20 protein-coding genes are annotated in these 16,323 nt (G+C 71.9%); 10 read left to right on the top strand and 10 right to left on the bottom strand.

Annotated elements, in window-relative coordinates:
* Positions 1–166: 166 nt before the first annotated feature.
* Complete coding sequence (locus Q0D57_RS16250) at positions 167–400, top strand: hypothetical protein (RefSeq protein ID WP_291045973.1); 234 nt, start codon at positions 167–169, stop codon at positions 398–400.
* A 67-nt stretch (positions 401–467) separates the two neighbouring features.
* The gene (locus Q0D57_RS16245; RefSeq protein ID WP_291045972.1) at positions 468–971 is read left to right on the top strand and encodes a hypothetical protein; all 504 of its coding nucleotides are present in this window, start codon (positions 468–470) and stop codon (positions 969–971) included.
* A 10-nt stretch (positions 972–981) separates the two neighbouring features.
* Here Q0D57_RS16245 and Q0D57_RS16240 read toward each other — a convergent pair whose 3' ends face one another.
* Together Q0D57_RS16240 and Q0D57_RS16235 are read right to left on the bottom strand one after the other, a co-directional pair.
* Positions 982–1,344 (bottom strand): type II toxin-antitoxin system PemK/MazF family toxin, encoded by a 363-nt coding sequence (locus Q0D57_RS16240; RefSeq protein WP_291045971.1) that lies wholly within the window; start codon positions 1,342–1,344, stop codon positions 982–984.
* A complete protein-coding gene (locus Q0D57_RS16235; RefSeq protein ID WP_291045969.1) occupies positions 1,341–1,583 on the bottom strand; it encodes a ribbon-helix-helix protein, CopG family in 243 nt (80 codons plus the stop codon). Before Q0D57_RS16235 ends, Q0D57_RS16240 begins: the two co-directional genes overlap by 4 nt.
* Before the next feature lie 65 nt (positions 1,584–1,648).
* Here Q0D57_RS16235 and Q0D57_RS16230 point away from each other — a divergent pair, with 65 nt between their 5' ends.
* Positions 1,649–1,792 (top strand): hypothetical protein, encoded by a 144-nt coding sequence (locus Q0D57_RS16230; protein WP_291045966.1) that lies wholly within the window; start codon positions 1,649–1,651, stop codon positions 1,790–1,792.
* Here the strand turns inward: Q0D57_RS16230 and Q0D57_RS16225 are convergent.
* Together Q0D57_RS16225 and Q0D57_RS16220 are read right to left on the bottom strand one after the other, a co-directional pair.
* Positions 1,779–2,294 (bottom strand): hypothetical protein, encoded by a 516-nt coding sequence (locus Q0D57_RS16225; protein ID WP_291045964.1) that lies wholly within the window; start codon positions 2,292–2,294, stop codon positions 1,779–1,781. The two genes, Q0D57_RS16230 and Q0D57_RS16225, sit on opposite strands and share 14 nt — an antisense overlap.
* A 112-nt stretch (positions 2,295–2,406) precedes the next feature.
* Positions 2,407–4,410 carry a cell wall-binding repeat-containing protein gene (locus Q0D57_RS16220; protein ID WP_291045962.1) on the bottom strand — a complete coding sequence of 668 codons (2,004 nt, stop codon included), beginning with the start codon at positions 4,408–4,410 and terminating at the stop codon, positions 2,407–2,409.
* A 255-nt stretch (positions 4,411–4,665) separates the two neighbouring features.
* Here Q0D57_RS16220 and Q0D57_RS16215 point away from each other — a divergent pair, with 255 nt between their 5' ends.
* From Q0D57_RS16215 to Q0D57_RS16195, 5 genes are all read left to right on the top strand, one after another.
* Positions 4,666–4,926, top strand: coding sequence for a hypothetical protein (locus tag Q0D57_RS16215; RefSeq protein ID WP_291045960.1), 261 nt, complete (start codon positions 4,666–4,668; stop codon positions 4,924–4,926).
* Between the two features lie 125 nt (positions 4,927–5,051).
* Entirely contained in the window at positions 5,052–6,923 is a 1,872-nt protein-coding gene (locus Q0D57_RS16210) for an alkyl sulfatase dimerization domain-containing protein (protein WP_291045958.1), read from the top strand.
* A gap of 102 nt (positions 6,924–7,025) precedes the next feature.
* A complete protein-coding gene (locus tag Q0D57_RS16205) occupies positions 7,026–7,481 on the top strand; it encodes a hypothetical protein (protein ID WP_291045956.1) in 456 nt (151 codons plus the stop codon).
* Positions 7,482–7,549: 68 nt separating this feature from the next.
* Positions 7,550–7,822, top strand: coding sequence for a metalloregulator ArsR/SmtB family transcription factor (locus tag Q0D57_RS16200; RefSeq protein ID WP_291045954.1), 273 nt, complete (start codon positions 7,550–7,552; stop codon positions 7,820–7,822).
* A 31-nt stretch (positions 7,823–7,853) separates the two neighbouring features.
* On the top strand, positions 7,854–8,243 hold the full coding sequence (locus Q0D57_RS16195) for a VOC family protein (protein WP_291045951.1): 390 nt from the start codon (positions 7,854–7,856) through the stop codon (positions 8,241–8,243).
* A gap of 27 nt (positions 8,244–8,270) precedes the next feature.
* Here the strand turns inward: Q0D57_RS16195 and Q0D57_RS16190 are convergent, their stop codons facing one another.
* The 3 genes from Q0D57_RS16190 to Q0D57_RS16180 are packed head-to-tail and all read right to left on the bottom strand — an operon-like array spanning position 8,271 to position 9,771.
* Positions 8,271–8,948, bottom strand: coding sequence for an RES family NAD+ phosphorylase (locus Q0D57_RS16190; protein WP_291045949.1), 678 nt, complete (start codon positions 8,946–8,948; stop codon positions 8,271–8,273).
* Positions 8,938–9,315, bottom strand: a complete 378-nt coding sequence (locus Q0D57_RS16185) for a hypothetical protein (protein WP_291045947.1) — start codon at positions 9,313–9,315, stop codon at positions 8,938–8,940. The genes Q0D57_RS16190 and Q0D57_RS16185 overlap by 11 nt, the downstream gene beginning before the upstream one ends.
* A gap of 51 nt (positions 9,316–9,366) precedes the next feature.
* On the bottom strand, positions 9,367–9,771 hold the full coding sequence (locus tag Q0D57_RS16180) for a DUF6157 family protein (protein ID WP_291045945.1): 405 nt from the start codon (positions 9,769–9,771) through the stop codon (positions 9,367–9,369).
* 86 nt (positions 9,772–9,857) lie between these two features.
* On the opposite strand from Q0D57_RS16180, the gene Q0D57_RS16175 reads away from it, so the two are divergent.
* Positions 9,858–10,703: a helix-turn-helix domain-containing protein gene (locus Q0D57_RS16175; RefSeq protein ID WP_291045943.1), complete on the top strand. Its 846-nt coding sequence runs from the start codon at positions 9,858–9,860 to the stop codon at positions 10,701–10,703.
* Between the two features lie 9 nt (positions 10,704–10,712).
* On the opposite strand, the gene Q0D57_RS16170 is transcribed toward Q0D57_RS16175, so the two are convergent.
* Positions 10,713–11,732 carry a magnesium and cobalt transport protein CorA gene (locus tag Q0D57_RS16170; protein ID WP_291045941.1) on the bottom strand — a complete coding sequence of 340 codons (1,020 nt, stop codon included), beginning with the start codon at positions 11,730–11,732 and terminating at the stop codon, positions 10,713–10,715.
* A gap of 97 nt (positions 11,733–11,829) precedes the next feature.
* A complete protein-coding gene (locus Q0D57_RS16165) occupies positions 11,830–12,123 on the bottom strand; it encodes a hypothetical protein (RefSeq protein WP_291045938.1) in 294 nt (97 codons plus the stop codon).
* Positions 12,124–12,343: 220 nt separating this feature from the next.
* On the opposite strand from Q0D57_RS16165, the gene Q0D57_RS16160 reads away from it, so the two are divergent.
* Positions 12,344–14,980 (top strand): LuxR C-terminal-related transcriptional regulator, encoded by a 2,637-nt coding sequence (locus Q0D57_RS16160; RefSeq protein ID WP_291045936.1) that lies wholly within the window; start codon positions 12,344–12,346, stop codon positions 14,978–14,980.
* Here Q0D57_RS16160 and Q0D57_RS16155 read toward each other — a convergent pair.
* Positions 14,934–16,196, bottom strand: coding sequence for an MFS transporter (locus Q0D57_RS16155; protein WP_291045934.1), 1,263 nt, complete (start codon positions 16,194–16,196; stop codon positions 14,934–14,936). The genes Q0D57_RS16160 and Q0D57_RS16155 overlap by 47 nt on opposite strands.
* Positions 16,197–16,323: the final 127 nt, after the last annotated feature.

Genomic DNA, 16,323 nt, shown 5'->3' with positions numbered 1-16,323 from the left:
GCGGCCGGGCTGCTGGTGGGACTGCTCGCGGTCACGACCGGGTTCGTGCTCACGCGCCGGCGCGGCCTGCGGGCGCGGTAGTCCGAACGGCAGCGGGCCCGGATCCGGATCGCGTTCCCGGCAGCGCGCCCACCGGTACGATCGGGCACGACGGAGAGGTGGCCGCATGTGGGCGCAACGAGAGTACGACCCCGCTCTTCTCGGCGTGCTCGCGGTGGTGCTGCTGGTGTGGGGGCTCGTGGTGCTGCTGTTCCCGCGACCGTTCGCGCGACTGCGGTCGAGGCTGACGCGCCCGCAGCCGGGTGAGGTGTCGGCGTTCGACCTGCTGCTGGCGCGCATCCTGGGCGTGGGGCTCGTGGTGATCGGCGGGATCTGCCTGCTCGTCCTCCTCCTGCGGTGACCCGGCCCGCACGGCGCCTGGAAAGCGCGGCCTGCCTGGCGTGGCCTGGCTAGTCTTGACGGTAGCCATGACTGCTCCACGCGACCACGACGCCCAGCCCGACGCCCTCGGATCCCTCTTCCCCGCCGCCGGCCCGCATGAGCCGGAGCGCCCGCCGGCGAGGCTCCGCCCGACCCGCCGGGCCTGGATCGCCCTCGGCATCGTCGCGGCGTTCATCGTGGCCGCGGTGATCGCGGCGATCGTCATCGCCGTGGCGAACAGCGCCGCTGCCCCGTCGAAGCTCGAGGCGGCGGTCACCTACTGCGGCCTCGAGGGCAACCCCTACGCCTCGGTGGCGGAAGACGGCCGCTCGGTGACGCTCGACACCACCGGCGACAGCACGGTCGAGGGGCTCGACGCCGCCGACCTCGTGTGCGTGCTCGTGGAGGTCGATGCCTCCGACGAGGCGCTCGAGGCCATGAGCTCGACGGTGCCGGATGACGGCCCCCAGTCCGCGGAGTGGTCCGGCATCGCAGCCACCTGGCAGCACCGCGCCGACGCCGGCCTCGACGTCACCCTCACCCAGAAGTAGCCCGGGCGCCTCAGAGCGACAGGTGGAAGCGCAGCGCGTGGTCCACCTGCTGCATCACCCACCCCGGCGCCAGGCCCCGGATGCCGGCGACCCGCTCGACCGACACCGTGCGCACCTGCTCCGCCTGCACCTTCGAGGTGCTCGACAGACCCATCGACTCGAGCGCCTCGCCGTCGTCGACGAGCACCTGGAACTCCCCGCGTGCGTTCGTCACGTTCGTCGTCAGGGGCACGATGGTGATCGTCCCGCGACCCATCAGGTCGGCTGCCTCATTGGCGCCGTCGTTGCTCACGACGAGACAGGGCCGTGTCTTCGACGCCTCGCCGGATGCGGCCGGGTCGAGGTTCACGGCCACGACGTGCCCGCGCCTCACGCCCCGAGACCGTCGGAGTCCGCCGCGTCCGCCGCGTCCGCCGCGTCCCAGCGCCGAGCGTCGCCCGAAGCGATCCACTCGTCGTTCGCCATCGCGTAGTCGCTCACGGCGGCGCGCTCCCGCGCGATGCGCACCAGGTCGTGGATGGCCGCAGACCGATTGCCCGAACGGGCGCGCGCAAGCTCGTCGATGTACGCGACATCGCTCTCGGAGAGACTGACGCTCAGCTTCGTGGTCATACCCCGATCCTACCGCAGTCCGACTGCAGCGCGAGGCCTTCGAGATCTTCGTCGACGCCGCCCGGGTGCCCCCGGATCGCGCCCGCGCCTGGGTGGTCGTGCGCTCGCTGTCGTACCTGCAGTGGGGCCTCCGCCACGGCCTGACGCTCGATCCGCCGAGGTGCCGCCGGCTCCTCGAGCACTTCTGCCGCGGGGTCAGTGCAGGCTGAGCTTCGCGGCGACGAGAGCGACCGACACCACGAGCGTGAGCACCCCCACCAGCACGACGGTGAGCGGCCGGAGCCCCCGCACGAACGCGCCGCCGGTCGCCACCACCACGAGGTAGGCCAGCGCGACGATGACGCCCGCCAGCACACTCGGCTCACGGTCGACCCCCACGAGCTCGAGCACCACCACGAGCGCGACCGGCAGGAAGGTCACCGACACCATCGGGGCGCTGACGGCCAGGTGGTGCCGCACGGTGGGCCAGCCCGCCTTCTCGTCGCCCTCCTCCCCGGGGGATCCGATGGTGTAGGCGAAGACGTGCGTGGCGAAGTAGATCAGGTTCGTCAGGACGACGATCAGGATGAGGCTCCCCGTGGAGGCCTCGGTCAGCCCGACCAGGGTCGACGCCGCGACGAGGGCGCCGTAGCAGCCGGCGCTGATCCGCTCCCCCGCGTCGGCACCGAACCGGCTCCCTCGGCCCTCTGCCGCACTCGTCGCCTCGTTCATCGACCACTCCCTCCGAGGGGATGCCGCCCCCTGCGATCCGTCGCCCGGATCGCATCCGGCACCCCCCTCACGATAGGTGACCGCGAGGCCGCGAGGCGTGAGGCATGAGGCATCAGGCGCAGACGCGGAGCACTCCCACCTCCGGCGTCAGCGAGGCCGTTCCGCCGAGCAGCGTGACCTTCTGCACGCCCCACGTCGACAGCGCGCCCAGGGCGCCCACCGGCACGCAGTCGCCCCGCACCACCACGAGCGGCGCGGACTTCGTGGCGGCGAGCACGCCGCCCGCGAGAGCGTCGGGGAACTTGACGCCCACGGCCACGAAGGCCTCCGAGGCCGAGCCGAAGTACTCGCGGTTGATGTTGACCGAGGCCTCGTAGCGATCGGCGCCGCCGAGGCGGGTGACAGCGGATGCCCCGTACTTCGAGCGCAGCTGCGACTCGATCGCGGGCGAGACGGAGTTCGGCCCGCCCGTGATCGTGATCGAGCGCACGCCGAGTCCGTCGAGCAGGGCGAGGGTCTGCGCGTCGACCGAGGTCTTCGCACCCGGGATGAGGATGACGGGCGCATCCTGGCTCGCGGCGGCGCTCGTGGCGCTGAGTGCGTCGGGGAACGTCGCGCCCGTGGCGATGAACGCGTGGCTGGCCTGCTCGAACTCCCCCGCCACGATCGAGCGGGACGCCTCGTACCGGTCGGCACCGCCGCGGCGCTCGATCCTCGGGGCGAGGGTTCCGAGCTGCGCGTAGACCGCCTCGGAGACCGAGTTCGGCCCGCCCACGACGACGATCTTCGAGGGCTTCAGGCGCAGGATCTCCTCGCGCACGGGCGCGGGCAGGTCGGCCGGCGTGGTGAGCAGCAGGGGGCCGCCCGCGTTCGCCGCGGCGGCGCCCGCACCCAGGGCGTCCGGGTAGTTGATGCCTGTGGCCACGTAGACGACGTCCGCGGTGCCGGGGTAGGCGGCCTTCGCGATGGCGACGGCGTTCGTGTAGCGGTCGGGTGCCGAGATCCGCGCGGTGGTGCCGACGGTCAGGGGGGTGTTGAGGAGGTGGTAGCTGATCGTCGTGGCGCCGGCCCAGAGCCGGTAGGAACCGGGGGCCGTGCCCGCCGGAATCAGGATGCTGCCCGTGATGCGGCCTGTCGCATCCGCCGTGAGCGTCGCGATCTTCGCGGCGCGCGCACTCGCGGAGTGGAGGGCCACGGCCACGGTCTCTCCCGCGACGTAGCCGCCGCCTCGGATCGGAACGGTCCCGCCGGGCACGGCCAGGCCGTTGGAGGTCAGCGAGAGCGAGGGCTCCCCGTTGAACGGTTCGCCGGTGCCGGCATCGAGGAGATATCGGCTCGACGCTCCGGCGATGAGGAGACCGAACGTGTCGGCGGCGGCCGCGCCCGCCGGGAGGCCGACGTGGGCCGTGACGGCTCCTTCACCGTCGGCCGTGGCACCGACGGGCGTGGCTGCTGCATCGGCCAAGGTCGACCCGGCGGAGAGCCTGGTCTGGTCGACGATCGTCAGCGTGACCGCTTCGCCTGGTCGGAAGCCCAAGGCGTTGACGGTGACGTCGACCCCGGCGGCGACCGGGCCGGACGGGTACCAGCTCCAGGCGGTGGCGCTGTGGTACGGCGTCGCCGGCTGCGTCGGCGACACGACGAGGGGGAGCTCGAAGGTGCTCGTCGGGGCGCCGTCACCCGCGCCTTCCGCCGTGCAGATGAGACGCACCTGGCCGGAGACGGCGCCGGCGCTGCCGGTCGGCAGCGGGTTCCAGGAGCCCGGATCGCGGAACGCGTAGTCGCGCACCACCCAGTAGTTCTCGCCGAAGCCCGCCATCGCGAGCGGGGTCACGCTGCCGGTGGCCGTCTCGACGAACTGGGCCGACTGCACACGTCCGCATCCGGAGTCGCCCACGAAGTGCACGGACACCGTTCCGCCGGGCTCCACCCACGGCGACCCGAGGTAGAGGCCGTCGGCGACCGGCGCCGACCCCGGTGCAGCGCTCGCGGGCGATGGAGCGGCGGCACCGGCGGCGACCGTTCCGGCCACGGCGAGGAGGGCGCCGGACGACACCAGCGCCACCGCTCGGATGATCGCGCGGCTGCGGGCGCGCAGGCTGGACGGACCGTTCATGTGACTCCCCCTAGGCGGCGCACGGAGGCCGCAGCCCGATCCTCCCAGAAGCCCCTCGCCGCTCGGCACCCCCAGCACGGGGGGCGCTCAGCCCGTGAACAGCGACGAGGCGTACCATCGAGGTGTCGGCCCAGACCTCGCCGACTGCTCCCGGGTCGCTCGATCCGGGATGATCGACCCCGTGGCCGTGCGACGAAGACCGAGTTCGAGAGCGAACGAGGCACTGCTGTGGGGAGCGAAATGAAGAGGTCCCCCATGCCGATCGTCGTCACCGTCAACCGCGACCAGTTCATCCTGCGCGATCCGGAAGCCGTCAGCCGGGTGCGTGCCGAGATCGAGGCCGCCGTGCGGGCAGGGGGTCGCCTCGTCAGCGTCGGCGACACCGCCGCCGGACCGGAGGTGCTGATCACGCCGGCCACCCACGTGCGGATCGACATCCTCACCGATTCCGCTGACGGCCTGCACGAGGCCGCGGACTTCATCGACTTCGACCACTACGGGCCGACCGCGGCCTAGGAGCCGCGGAGCGCCCATCCGGTCTCGTCAGACGGATGACACGGGGCGGCTCACCGGCTAGGGTGGCGGCGTGACGGGGAGGTCACCACTCCTCGGTGATGCCGACTCGAAGGAGAGTTCCGCACATGACGAACCAGCCCGCCTCCGCGCCTATCGAAGCCCAGCACGCCGCTGCGCTGCAACGACTTCCGTTCGACGACACCGACGATGTCGCCGATGCCGACCGCGGGTTCATCGCCGCGCTCTCCCCCGGAATCGTCACGAACGACGCCGGCAGGGTGGTCTGGGACAACGACAGCTATTCGTTCCTGACCGGCGACGCCCCCACGACCGTCCACCCGAGCCTCTGGCGGCAGTCGGCGCTCGTGGCAAGGCAGGGCCTCTACGAGGTCGTCGAGGGCGTGTACCAGGTGCGGGGCCTCGACCTCTCGAACATCACCTTCGTGGAGGGCGACACGGGGGTGATCGTGATCGACCCGTTGATCTCCACCGAGACCGCCGCCGCAGCCCTCGCGCTGTACCGCGCGCACCGCGGCGATCGGCCGGTGGTCGCGGTGATCTACACCCACAGCCACATCGACCACTTCGGCGGCGTGTTCGGGGTCGCGTCGCAGGCGGATGCGGATGCCGGCCGCATCGAGATCATCGCGCCCGCGGGGTTCGTGGAGCACGCGGTGGCCGAGAACGTCTACGCGGGAACGGCGATGAGCCGCCGGGCCGGCTACATGTACGGGGCGGCGCTCGCCCGCGGCCCGCAGGGCCAGGTGGGCGCCGGCCTCGGACAGACCACGTCGACCGGTGAGATCGGTTTCATCGTGCCGACGGTCGAGATCTCGACCACCGGTCAGACCCGCACCGTCGACGGCGTCGAGATCGAGTTCCAGATGGCGCCAGGCACCGAGGCCCCGGCCGAGATGCACTTCTACTTCCCCCGCTGGCGCGCCCTCTGCATGGCCGAGAACGCCACCCACACCCAGCACAACCTGCTGACGCTCCGCGGTGCGCTCGTCCGCGATCCGCACGTCTGGTCGGGGTACCTCACCGAGGCCATCGAGACCTTCGGCGGGCGCACCGACGTGGCGTTCGCCTCCCACCACTGGCCCACCTGGGGCCGGAACCGGATCATCTCCTTCCTCTCCGACCAGCGCGACCTCTACGCGTACCTCCACGACCAGACGCTCCGCTACCTCAACCAGGGCTTCACCGGGGCCGAGATCGCGGAGCTGATCGAGCTGCCCCCGGCCCTCGAGAAGGCGTGGAGCACGCACGGCTACTACGGCTCGGTCAGTCACAACGTGAAGGCCGTCTACCAGCGCTACATGGGGTGGTTCGACGGCAACCCCGCCCGGCTCTGGCCGCATCCACCCGCCGAGCAGGCGTCGCGCTACGTGGAGGCGATGGGCGGTGTGGATCGCGTCGTCGAGATCGCGCAGGCGGCCTTCGACGCCGGCGACTTCCGCTGGGCCGCCACCCTGCTCGACCACGCGATCTTCGCCGCCCCCGGCAGCGCCGCCGTGTCGGCGCTGTACGCCGACACCCTGGAGCAGCTCGGCTACGGCGCGGAGAACGGCACCTGGCGGAACTTCTTCCTCTCGGGCGCCACCGAGCTCCGCGAGGGCAACTTCGGGACGCCGGCCGTGACCGCCGCGCCCTCGATCGTGGCGCAGCTCACCCCTGAGCAGCTCTTCGACTCCATCGCGATCTCGGTCGACGGCCCGAGGGCCTGGGATCTCGATCTGGCCTTCGACGTGACCTTCACCGACCTCGGCACGAACTACGCCGTGACCCTGCGGAACGGCGTGCTCATCGCCATCCGGAAGCCCGCCGACCCGGCCGCCCCGATGACCCTCACTCTCACCAAGCAGCGCATGATCGGCGTGCTCGGCGGCGATACGGCGTCACCGGGGTTCGAGATCGGCGGCGATGCGGGAGTGCTCCAGCAGCTGCTCGGTGTGCTCGTCTCGGGCGATCCCGCCTTCGACATCGTCACCCCCTGACGCCGGCGGTCGCTTCCGGTGAGTTCTCCGCCCACGGACGCCGATCGGCGCATCCTCCGAGTGCATCGGGCGCTCCGGCCCGGGTTCGGCACGGAGGCCGCCGTGTACGGGACCATCCTGGTCAGCGGCCTGGTCGCGGTGTCGTCCGCGCACGGCGAGGCGTCGGTGCAGGTGCTGATCACGGTGGCGGTGACGCTGCTGGTGTTCTGGGGCTCCCACGTCTATGCCGGCACAGTGGCCCGCCTCGGCGATCGGGCCCACGACTCGTCGGCCACGATGGGGATGCGATCGGCATTCGGGCACTCGCTCCGGCACTCGTTCGGCATGCTGAGCTCCGCCGCCGTGCCCGCTCTCTTCCTCCTCATCGGCACGCTGAGGATCGTTCCGGACGGACTCGCGATCGACCTCGCTCTCTGGTCCGGAGTGGTGATCCTGGCTCTCTTGGGCTACGTGGCCTTCCTCCGCCGCGGCAGCTCCCTCCTCGTCCGGATCGCGGGTGCCGTCGGCACGGCGTCCTTCGGCGTGGTCTTCGTGGTGCTGAAGGCGCTCGTGCACTGACCGGCCTCGCGCCGGGTCGGTCCGGGCGACCCTTGACAGGCAAGTGGATGCTTGCCTATGGTGGCCTGGTGGCCGACGTCTTCAAGGCTCTCGCCGACGAGACCCGGCGCATCCTGCTCGACGAACTGGTGGAGCTGGATGAGCAGACGCTGTTCGAGCTGTGCTCGAAGCTCGCCGTGAAGCACGGACTGACGCCCTCGCGCCAGGCCGTGTCGCAGCACCTCGAGGTGCTCGAGCAGGCCGGGCTCGTGCGGAGCGAGCGCCGCGGCCGCTACAAGTTCCACACCATCGACACGACACCGCTGGCGCAGATCTCGGCGCGCTGGCCGGTGAGACCGTGAGTCACATACACACCCTGAGAGGGGCGAGAGCATGAAGCTCCACACCGTGAGCATCTTCGTCGACGACCAGCAGCGAGCCGTCGACTTCTACACGACCCGACTGGGGTTCAGCGTGGCCGCCGACTTCCCGATGGGCGAGCACCGCTGGCTCACGGTCGTCGACCCCGAGCGACCCGACGGCACGCAGCTGTCGCTCGAGCCGAAGGGGCATCCGGCGGTCGCGCCCTTCACCGACGCCCTCGTGGCCGACGGCATCCCCTTCTGCGTGATCGGAGTCGACGACGTACAGGCTGAGTACGACCGCCTCGTCGCCCTCGGCGAGACCTTCACGCAGCCGCCGACCGACCTCGGCCCCGTGATCGTCGCCGTGCTCGACGACACCTGCGGCAACCTCCTCCAGCTCGCCCAGTTCACAGGCTGAGGCTCAGCCGCCATCCTGGCGGCGCCCTTACGTCCGAATGGACATCCCGAACAGCTCCAGGACAGATGTCAACCGATCGTCGAAGGGGTGGAGCGAACTCGATGTCCGGAGTTCGACCGCGGTGCCGTCGAAGATCGCCCAGCACTCGAATTCACCCAAGCGAGACATGTAGCGGATGCCGGCGTAGAGCGGATTGCCCTGTGCATCCGTCCGCGAGTACAGCCAGGCGGCGAGGGAACGAGTCAGCCGGCGGCTCGGGCCGCGGATGTGAGCCACGTCCAGGTTCTCGATCCCCGCCTGCATCAGGACATCGCCCGCCGCCCTTGTCAGGTGGGTGTGGGTGAACGGAGACTCGACGTCGACGAACGGCAACGCACTGACCGTCGCAAAAGACCGGAGCCGCCTGGAGATCAGCCACTCCTGATCGATCTCCCCCGGCCGGACCCGACCGGGATCGGATTCCATGGTCGACAGTGCACGGACGAGTGCGGCCCTGGGCCGGAACCCGGCGAGCGTCTCGGCATATCCGCCCTCCGGATGGGTTGCTCCGTAGAGCACTCCGGCACCGGGGACATCGAAGCGATTCCCCGCGCGATCGTTCGTCGCATCCACGAGACTGAGCTGGGAGAACCGCAGAGCCGGTTCGGCCCGTTCCACCCGCCAGAGCTCGGCCGGCGGATCGACCAGCACGAGTTCAGCCGGCATTGACGAACGCACGTGCGGCCGCCATGGCATCCCGGACGTTGCCGGCAGCGATGGCTTCAGCCGGAGCCTGATCGTCGAGCTGAGGGTTCATTCCGATGAACCACATTCGGGTCACTTCAGGACCCTCGACCTCCGACAGCAGTTCGACGACCTGGAAGGTGTCGCGCAGCAGCTGCTGGTCGCGAGCCGTGGGCGACGCGTTTCCGCTCGCCCACCGGGCCACTTGGCGCGGCTGTTTGCCGACGATGATCGCCACCACGTCCCGACCGAGAATGTCTTGCAACCTCGACACGATGACAGCGACGCTCGCGCGGACGGCGGTGCGGTGCACGTCGCGGCCGACGGGGCGCATAGCGAGGTTGGACATGCTCACAGGCTATCAGGAAGGCACCCTTTTAGGCAGGGTTCAGGACGCGGATCAGGCGCGGGAGGAGCGCATGGCCGCCTTCTGGGTGAGGGCGGGGTCGTTCCGGAGGCGCTCGTAGTCGGCCGTGCCGAGGGCGTAGAGGGCGACGCGGCCCGCCTCGTCGTGGTGGGTGCCCCAGCCGTAGCGCTTGCCGAGCGGGGAGGCGCGCAGGCACGGCTGGCCCTTGGCGAAGAATCGCTCGCGTTCGGCGTCGAGCTCGGCATCCGGGATCTCGTGGCGGGTGGCGTGCACCGCGAAGACGACGTCGTCGGAGGTCAGCTCGTAGGGGTGCTCGGCGATGAGCTCGAACTGCAGCGTCGCCACGGTGGGCTTCGCCGTCGCGGGCGGCGCCTCCCCGGCCACCGCCCGGCAGTCCGGGGCGACCGCGATGAAGGTGTCGATGTAGTTGGTGGTCATGATCCGATTCTCTCGACAAGGGCCGGAGGTGTCTTGCAGAATTGCGACACCCATGAACCAGCGCATCCCATGAGCCGGCGCATCCCATGAGCCGGCGCATCCGACCGATCGGCGACGACGAGCGATCCGGAGTATTCACGCCCTCGCACCTCGTGCGCTTCGAGGCGACGTGGGTGGAGCCCGCGGAGGCCGTCCGGGAGGTCGTCGACACCTACTGGGCCGTGCGCTGGAAGCTGCCGCCCGGCGAGGTCGTGATGCAGCGGATCGTGGACTTCCCCGCCATCACGCTGAGCATCGAGCACGGCGACGTCTCGGCACCGCTCATGGTGACGGCCGTGCGGCCGGGGGCGTGGTCACGGGCGATCCGGGGCCGTGGCTCGGTGTTCGCCGTCAGGCTCCGGCCGGCGGGGCTGGGGGTGCTGTCAGGCCTGGCCGCCGCTGCGCTCCCCCACGAGCAGCCACTCACGCACTCCCTCGATGAGCGCGCCCACGGCGCTCTGAGCAGCATCGCCTCGGCCTCCTCCGTCGGCGACCGCGCGGCCGCGGCCGACGAGGCCGTGCTCGAGCTGCTGCGCGAGCGCCCACCGAGCGCGATGCAGCGGCTCGCCAATGCCGCGGTCGACGCGCTCACCGCCACCCCTCGCGTGCGCTCCGGCCGCGAGGTCGCGGCGGAGTTGGGGACGAGCGAGCGGACACTGCAACGAGCCCTCCGCACCACGATCGGGATCGGCCCGAACGAGGTGGCGCGCCGCGTGCGGCTGCAGGAGGTCATCCGCCGCCTGTCCGCACCCGGCGCCGACGCCACGGCGACGGCGATCGACCTCGGCTACGTCGATCAGGCCCATCTGATCAACGAGTTCCGCACGGTCGCCGGAATGACCCCGGGCCGCTACCTCCGGGAGCTCGAGAGCACGGCCCGGCAGCTGCAGTAGCAGCAGGGCTCAGAGCCACTTCTTGCTCTTGAAGACGGCGTAGAGGATCGCGCCCATCGCGACCATGCCGACGACCGCGAGCGGATAGCCGAGGGGCCAGTGCAGTTCGGGCATGAAGTCGAAGTTCATGCCGTAGATCGTGCCGATCAGTGTGGGCGCGAAGAGGATGGCCGCCCAGGAGGAGATCTTCTTGATCTCCTCGTTCTGGGCGAGGCCGGTCTCGGTGAGCCGGCGGGTCTCCTCGTTCTGCTTCTGGGTCTCGAGCGTGGAGTGCACCGTGAGCGCGTTCTCGAGGAGCGACCGGAAGCTGTCGGCCTTATCCACGGCCCGGAGCACGTGGTCGAGGACATCCCGCAGGGAGCGCTGCAGCTCGATGTCCACGTGGTACTTCTCCGAGCCCCGGAGGAGGCGCTCGAGCATGTCGGGCAGCGGACCGAGGGCACGCTGGAAGCTGATGACCTCGCGGAGCAGCTCGTAGATCCGCCGGGAGACGGCCGGGTCGCCGTCGCCGAAGAGCTGGTCCTCGATCTCGTCGATGTCGTTCTCGAGCCCGGCCAGCACCGGCTCGTAGCCGTCGACCACGTCGTCGAGGATCGTGTACAGCACCGCCTCGGGCCCCCGTACGAGGAGTTCCGGATCGGCCTCCATGCGCTGGCGGACCACCCGCAGGTCGGGGTTCTCGGCGTGCCGCACCGTCACCACGAAGCCAGGGCCGACGAAGACGTGCACCTCCCCGAACTCGACCGACTCCGCCTCATCGAGGTAGCGGGCCGGGCGGATGACGACGAAGAGTGTGTCGCCGTACCGCTCCAGCTTCGCCCGCTGATGCCCCTTGAGCGCGTCCTCGACGGCGAGCGGATGCAGCCCGAACTCGTCGGCCACCGACCGGAGCTCCTCGGGGCTCGGCCGGTAGAGCCCGATCCAGGCCATGCCGTCGCGGTCGCGGAGCAGCTCGTAGGTCTCCTCGAGGGTGGGCGGGCTCTCGGTGCGGTGGCCGTTGACGTAGATGGCGTTGTCGATGATGGCCATGGGAGCCTCGTTCCGGATCAGGAGAGCCGCTCCGGATGCCGGTGCGGAAGGGAATTCGCTGCAGGCCACGATAACGCCGGCCCGGGCGGTCGGGGTTTCACGAGCGCGTCCGCACCGTCCGGCAGCACACCGCCCCGCGGCACGGGACGGCGATCAGGTCGCCGACGGAGAGATCCTCCGGCAGCGAGAGCGTCGCCGACGCGAGCCGGAACGCGCGGCTGCGGCGCCTCGAGATGCGTCCGATCAGGCGCGCCTCCTCGAGGCGGAGGAGTGACACGCCCGACACGACGACATCGGTGGTGGTGGGGTGGGTCCACTCGGGCCAGCGGTCGATGACGAGGGGATCGGGGATCGTCGCGCGGAGGGTGGGGAGGATGCTGGTGAGGGTCACGGACCAGGTCTACGCTCACCCGGGCGCGCCGTGCCGCCTCCTGTCGGGATCCGAACGCGCGCAGCCGAGACCCTCACGGAATCCTTGCGGGGACGAGCCGAAGGGGTGAATGAGGGGGTGAACGCCGCGCGAAGGGGGCGGCCGATCCGAGACGTCTGCCTATGATGTCGGCGGCCATCCGGTCCCGGTGACCGGGTGCGGGTGAGATCGGATGGGGTGGATGGCGATCACGGGAGTTCCGCGCGTTCCCGAGGGCGTGCGGGTGCGTTCGCGCCTCAGCGCGCGGTTCGACGGACCGCAGGCGCTCGTCGTGGCACGCGCTCCCGCCGGGTACGGCAAGACCGTGGCGATGGCGCACTGGGCCTCGACGACCGAGGCGACCGGGGTGTGGATCCGGTTCCGCGAGAACCAGGTGGGCGCCGCCGCCCTGGTGCAGCTCATCGGGGCCGAGCTCGACGCCGCGGGCCTCCTGGAGCCGGGCAGCACCCTGCGATCCGCCTCGGATGCCCTCGCCGGCGGGGCCGACCCCTGGCAGCTGCTGCGACACGGCCTGCGGGCGCGAGGCGGCGCGGGCACCGGCACCATCACTCTCGCCCTCGACGGTCTCGAGCGGCTGGCCGACGAGAGCTCGGTGGGGCTCCTCGACGCCCTCCTCGACCTCCCCGGGCTCCAGATCCGCGCCACCGCCCGGCGCTCCAGCCTCTCGGACGAGACGGCACTGGCCCTGAAGCTCGACCGGGCGGTGATCGAGCCCGCCGAGCTCGCCCTCACGGCGGCCGAGGCGGCCGCCGCCCTCGATGCCGAGCCGGGGTCGCCGGCCGTCGCACGCGTGCTGCAGAGCGGGGGCCTTCCCCTCTACGCCCGGCTGATGGCGGCGAACGGGCAGGGCGGCTCCGAGCCGAGCGACGACGACATCGCGGCCCTCCTCGACTCCTTCGTGCGCGTCGAGCTCACGGGCGGGGCCTGGGACGAGCAGTTCATGGGGTTCGTGACCGCCACCTCGATCGCCGATTCGCTCGATCTGCGGCTCGCGGCCGAGATCGCGACCGTCGCCCGACTCCGGCCCACCGGACGCAGCACGCCCCTCACCACGGAGGAGGTCGCCGCCCTGCTCGACCGCGCCGAGTCCGACGGCCTCGGCCTCTGGACCGGGAGCGCCGCGTCGCCGTCCGGCCGCCACGAGTTCGTCTACACCCCGGTCGTGCGCGAGGCCTTCGAGCGCCGCCTCCGCGCCGCGAGGCCCGCCCATCTGACCGCACTCGTGCGCGCCGTCGCCACCTGGGAGCTCGACCGGCAGCGGCCCTATGCCGCGCTCCGCCGCGCCGTCGCGATCGGTGACTGGCAGCTCGTCAACAGGGTGGTGCGGGAGCACTGGAACGAGATCCTCCGCAACCACGGCCCGCAGCTGCGCGTCCTGTTCCACCGCACCTCGCTCGTCGAGCTCCGCCGGCAGCCCCTCGTGACCATGCTGCTCGCGCTCGAGTACAACCGCTCGGGCGACCACCGGCTGCGGGCGCTGGAGTACTTCGCGCTCGCCGGCTACGCCGCCCGCACCCAGCGGCAGCGCTCGAGCCCGCCCGACCGCGCGCTGCTCCGAGCCATCGAGACCGCCGCCCTGCGGGTGAGCGGCCGGGCCGACAGCGCCCTCGGCGCGGCCCTCGACGCCCGCGACGTGCTGCTCGAGATGAGCGCCCAGGATCGCGACCACCTCGGCCGCACCGAGCCCACCCTGCACAACCAGATCGGCACCACGCTGTTCTACGCCGGGCGGTTCGACGAGGCTCTCGAGTCGTTCGCCAGGTCGACGGCCATCGGCGCCTCCCGCGGCCTCAAGGGCGGCCTGCAGGGCACGGCGCTCTCGGCCGGCACGCTCGCCGTGGCCGGTGACCTCACCGAGGCCGCGCAGGTGGCCGAGGAGGCCGTGCGGCTCGACTGGCCGGAGAGCTGGATCACCAACTACCAGGGCAGCTTCCTCCAGCTGGCCGAGGCGCTGATCGCCCTGGAGCGCTGGGACGCCGACGAGGCCGACCGGCGCATCCGCTCGCTCGACCCGCACCGGCCGACGATCGAGCACTGGCCGCTGCTCGCCCACGTCGACGCGGTGGTGGGGCTCCTCCGCGGCGAGCCCGACCGCGCGCTCCTCCGGCTCGAGGCCGAGATCACGCGGCAGCGCCGGCGCAGCTCGGCGGCGGCCCGCTCGCTCGCCCGCCTCGCCGAGACGCGGTCGCTGCTCCTCCTCGCCGCCGGCGACGCCGAAGGGGCGAAGAAGGCGCTCGGCAAGGCGCCGAACTCGAGCGGTGCGGCCAGGCACGGCATCGCGGCGGCCCGGATCGACCTCGCGTGCGGGCTGCCCGAAGACGCCCTGCGGCACCTGCTCCGCGTGCAGGAGCTCGCCGACTCGCGCTCACGGGGTGAGCGGACGACGCTGCGGGCCGCCGCCCTCGCGCTGCTCGGCGACCACGACCGGGCGGCGCCCGTGGTGCACGAGGCGGTCGCGTTCCTCATCGACCGCGGTCAGGGCCTCGCGCTCGCGCTGGTGCCCACCGAGGCCCTCGACGCCATGATCCGGATCGCGACGGCGGCCGGTCGGGGCGACGACGAGCTGCTCCGGCGAGCACGGCGGCATGCCGCGGTCGCCTCGCTGACCGCCGGCCCCGTCTTCACCGCGCGCGAGGCGGCGCTCGCGCGGGCGCTGCCGGAGGCGCGCGACACGGCGGAGCTCGCGGCGATGCTGTCGGTCTCGCCCAACACGATCAAGACGCAGCTGCGCTCGGTCTACCGCAAGCTCGGGGTGACCAGCCGGTCGGAGGCTATCGCGGCACTCGCGGCGCGGGGCCGGCCGGAGCCGCCCGGGTGAGGATGGGCCGGAGGAACGGCAGCGGCAGCAGCGCGAGCAGCGCCACCCCGCCGGCCACGAGGTAGAGGGCCGTGTAGTTCTCGGCGGCGTCGGTCACCGGATCGGGCCCGGCCAGGGCGAGGAGGCCGAGGGCGAGGGCCGGCGCGATGGCCTGCGGGACGGTCTCGGCGATGTTGAAGACGCCGAGGAACGTGCCGGTGCGCCCGGGCGGGATCGCCCGGAGGGCGAGTGCGAGGTCGACCGCGTAGAACGCACCGAGTGCGATGCCGCCGAGTGCGGCCCCCGCCCACAGCACCGGGACATCCGGGGCCAGGGCCCGGAGGGCCGCGGCCGCGGCAAGCCCCAGCGAGGCGGCCACGATGAAGGGCGCGTAGCGGCCCCGTCGGGAGGCGACGAAGCCCGTGACGAGCGCCGACAGCACGATCCCGGCAGCGCCGATGAACGTCGTGACCGCCACCACGGGCGATGCTCCCTCGGGCGACAGCACGAACCGGATCGCCACGAAGTAGAGGGTGAAGGCGGTCACGAGCGAGAACGCGAGCTGCAGCAGGAACCGCTGCAGCCACACCCACGCGAACAGCCTGTGCCGCCGGAGCTCGAGACCGCGGAGGCCGAGGCGCCGCGCCGAACCCGTCAGGCTCGTCCGCCGCACCTGGGCGAGCGGGGTGTCCCGGATGACGAGGCACGCGACGACCCCCACGGCGAGCGCCGCCGTGGGCATGGTGAGCATCACGATGTCGAGCCGGTCGGGAACGAGCGCGGCGAGCGCGAGCGGCGGCAGCGTGCCGAGGAACGCGGCGGCGCCGAAGATCCCGGATGCGGACGCCCGCCGCCGCTCCTCCACCTGGTCGCCGAGCAGTGCGGCCACGGCGGCCAGCGATGCGTTGTAGGCGGTCTGCGCGAGCACCCAGCCGACGGCGAGCGCGGCGACGCTGCCGGCGTTCAGCACGAGCACGGTGGCGCCGAACCCGAGCACCACGCCGCCGAGCAGCCACGGCCGCCGTCGCCCGAACCGTCCCGGCGTCCGATCCGACGCCGCCCCGAACACCGGATTGGCCACCACCGAGGCGATGGCCCCGCACACCGTCACGAACGCCAGCACCCCCGTGCGCTCCCCCTCGGGCACCAGCCGAGCAATGAGAATCGGCAGCCCGGTCACGACGGGAGCGGTCAACGCCCCCAACACCACGAGATTCACCGCGGCAAAAACCAGCACCCTCTTCACGCGACCACCCCCTCCCGCCCCTAAGACCCACCCGATCCTAGAGCCCCACCCCCACCCCCGCGCCCAACTTCGCCCCCGCCTCTCTCCCTCGCCCCACTTTCCTCGCCCCACTTTCCCC

Source organism: Herbiconiux sp. (assembly GCF_023264895.1).
GTDB lineage: Bacteria > Actinomycetota > Actinomycetes > Actinomycetales > Microbacteriaceae > Herbiconiux.
The sequence above is the reverse complement of the archived record's forward strand: the minus strand, read 5'-3'. Positions and strand labels throughout refer to the sequence as shown.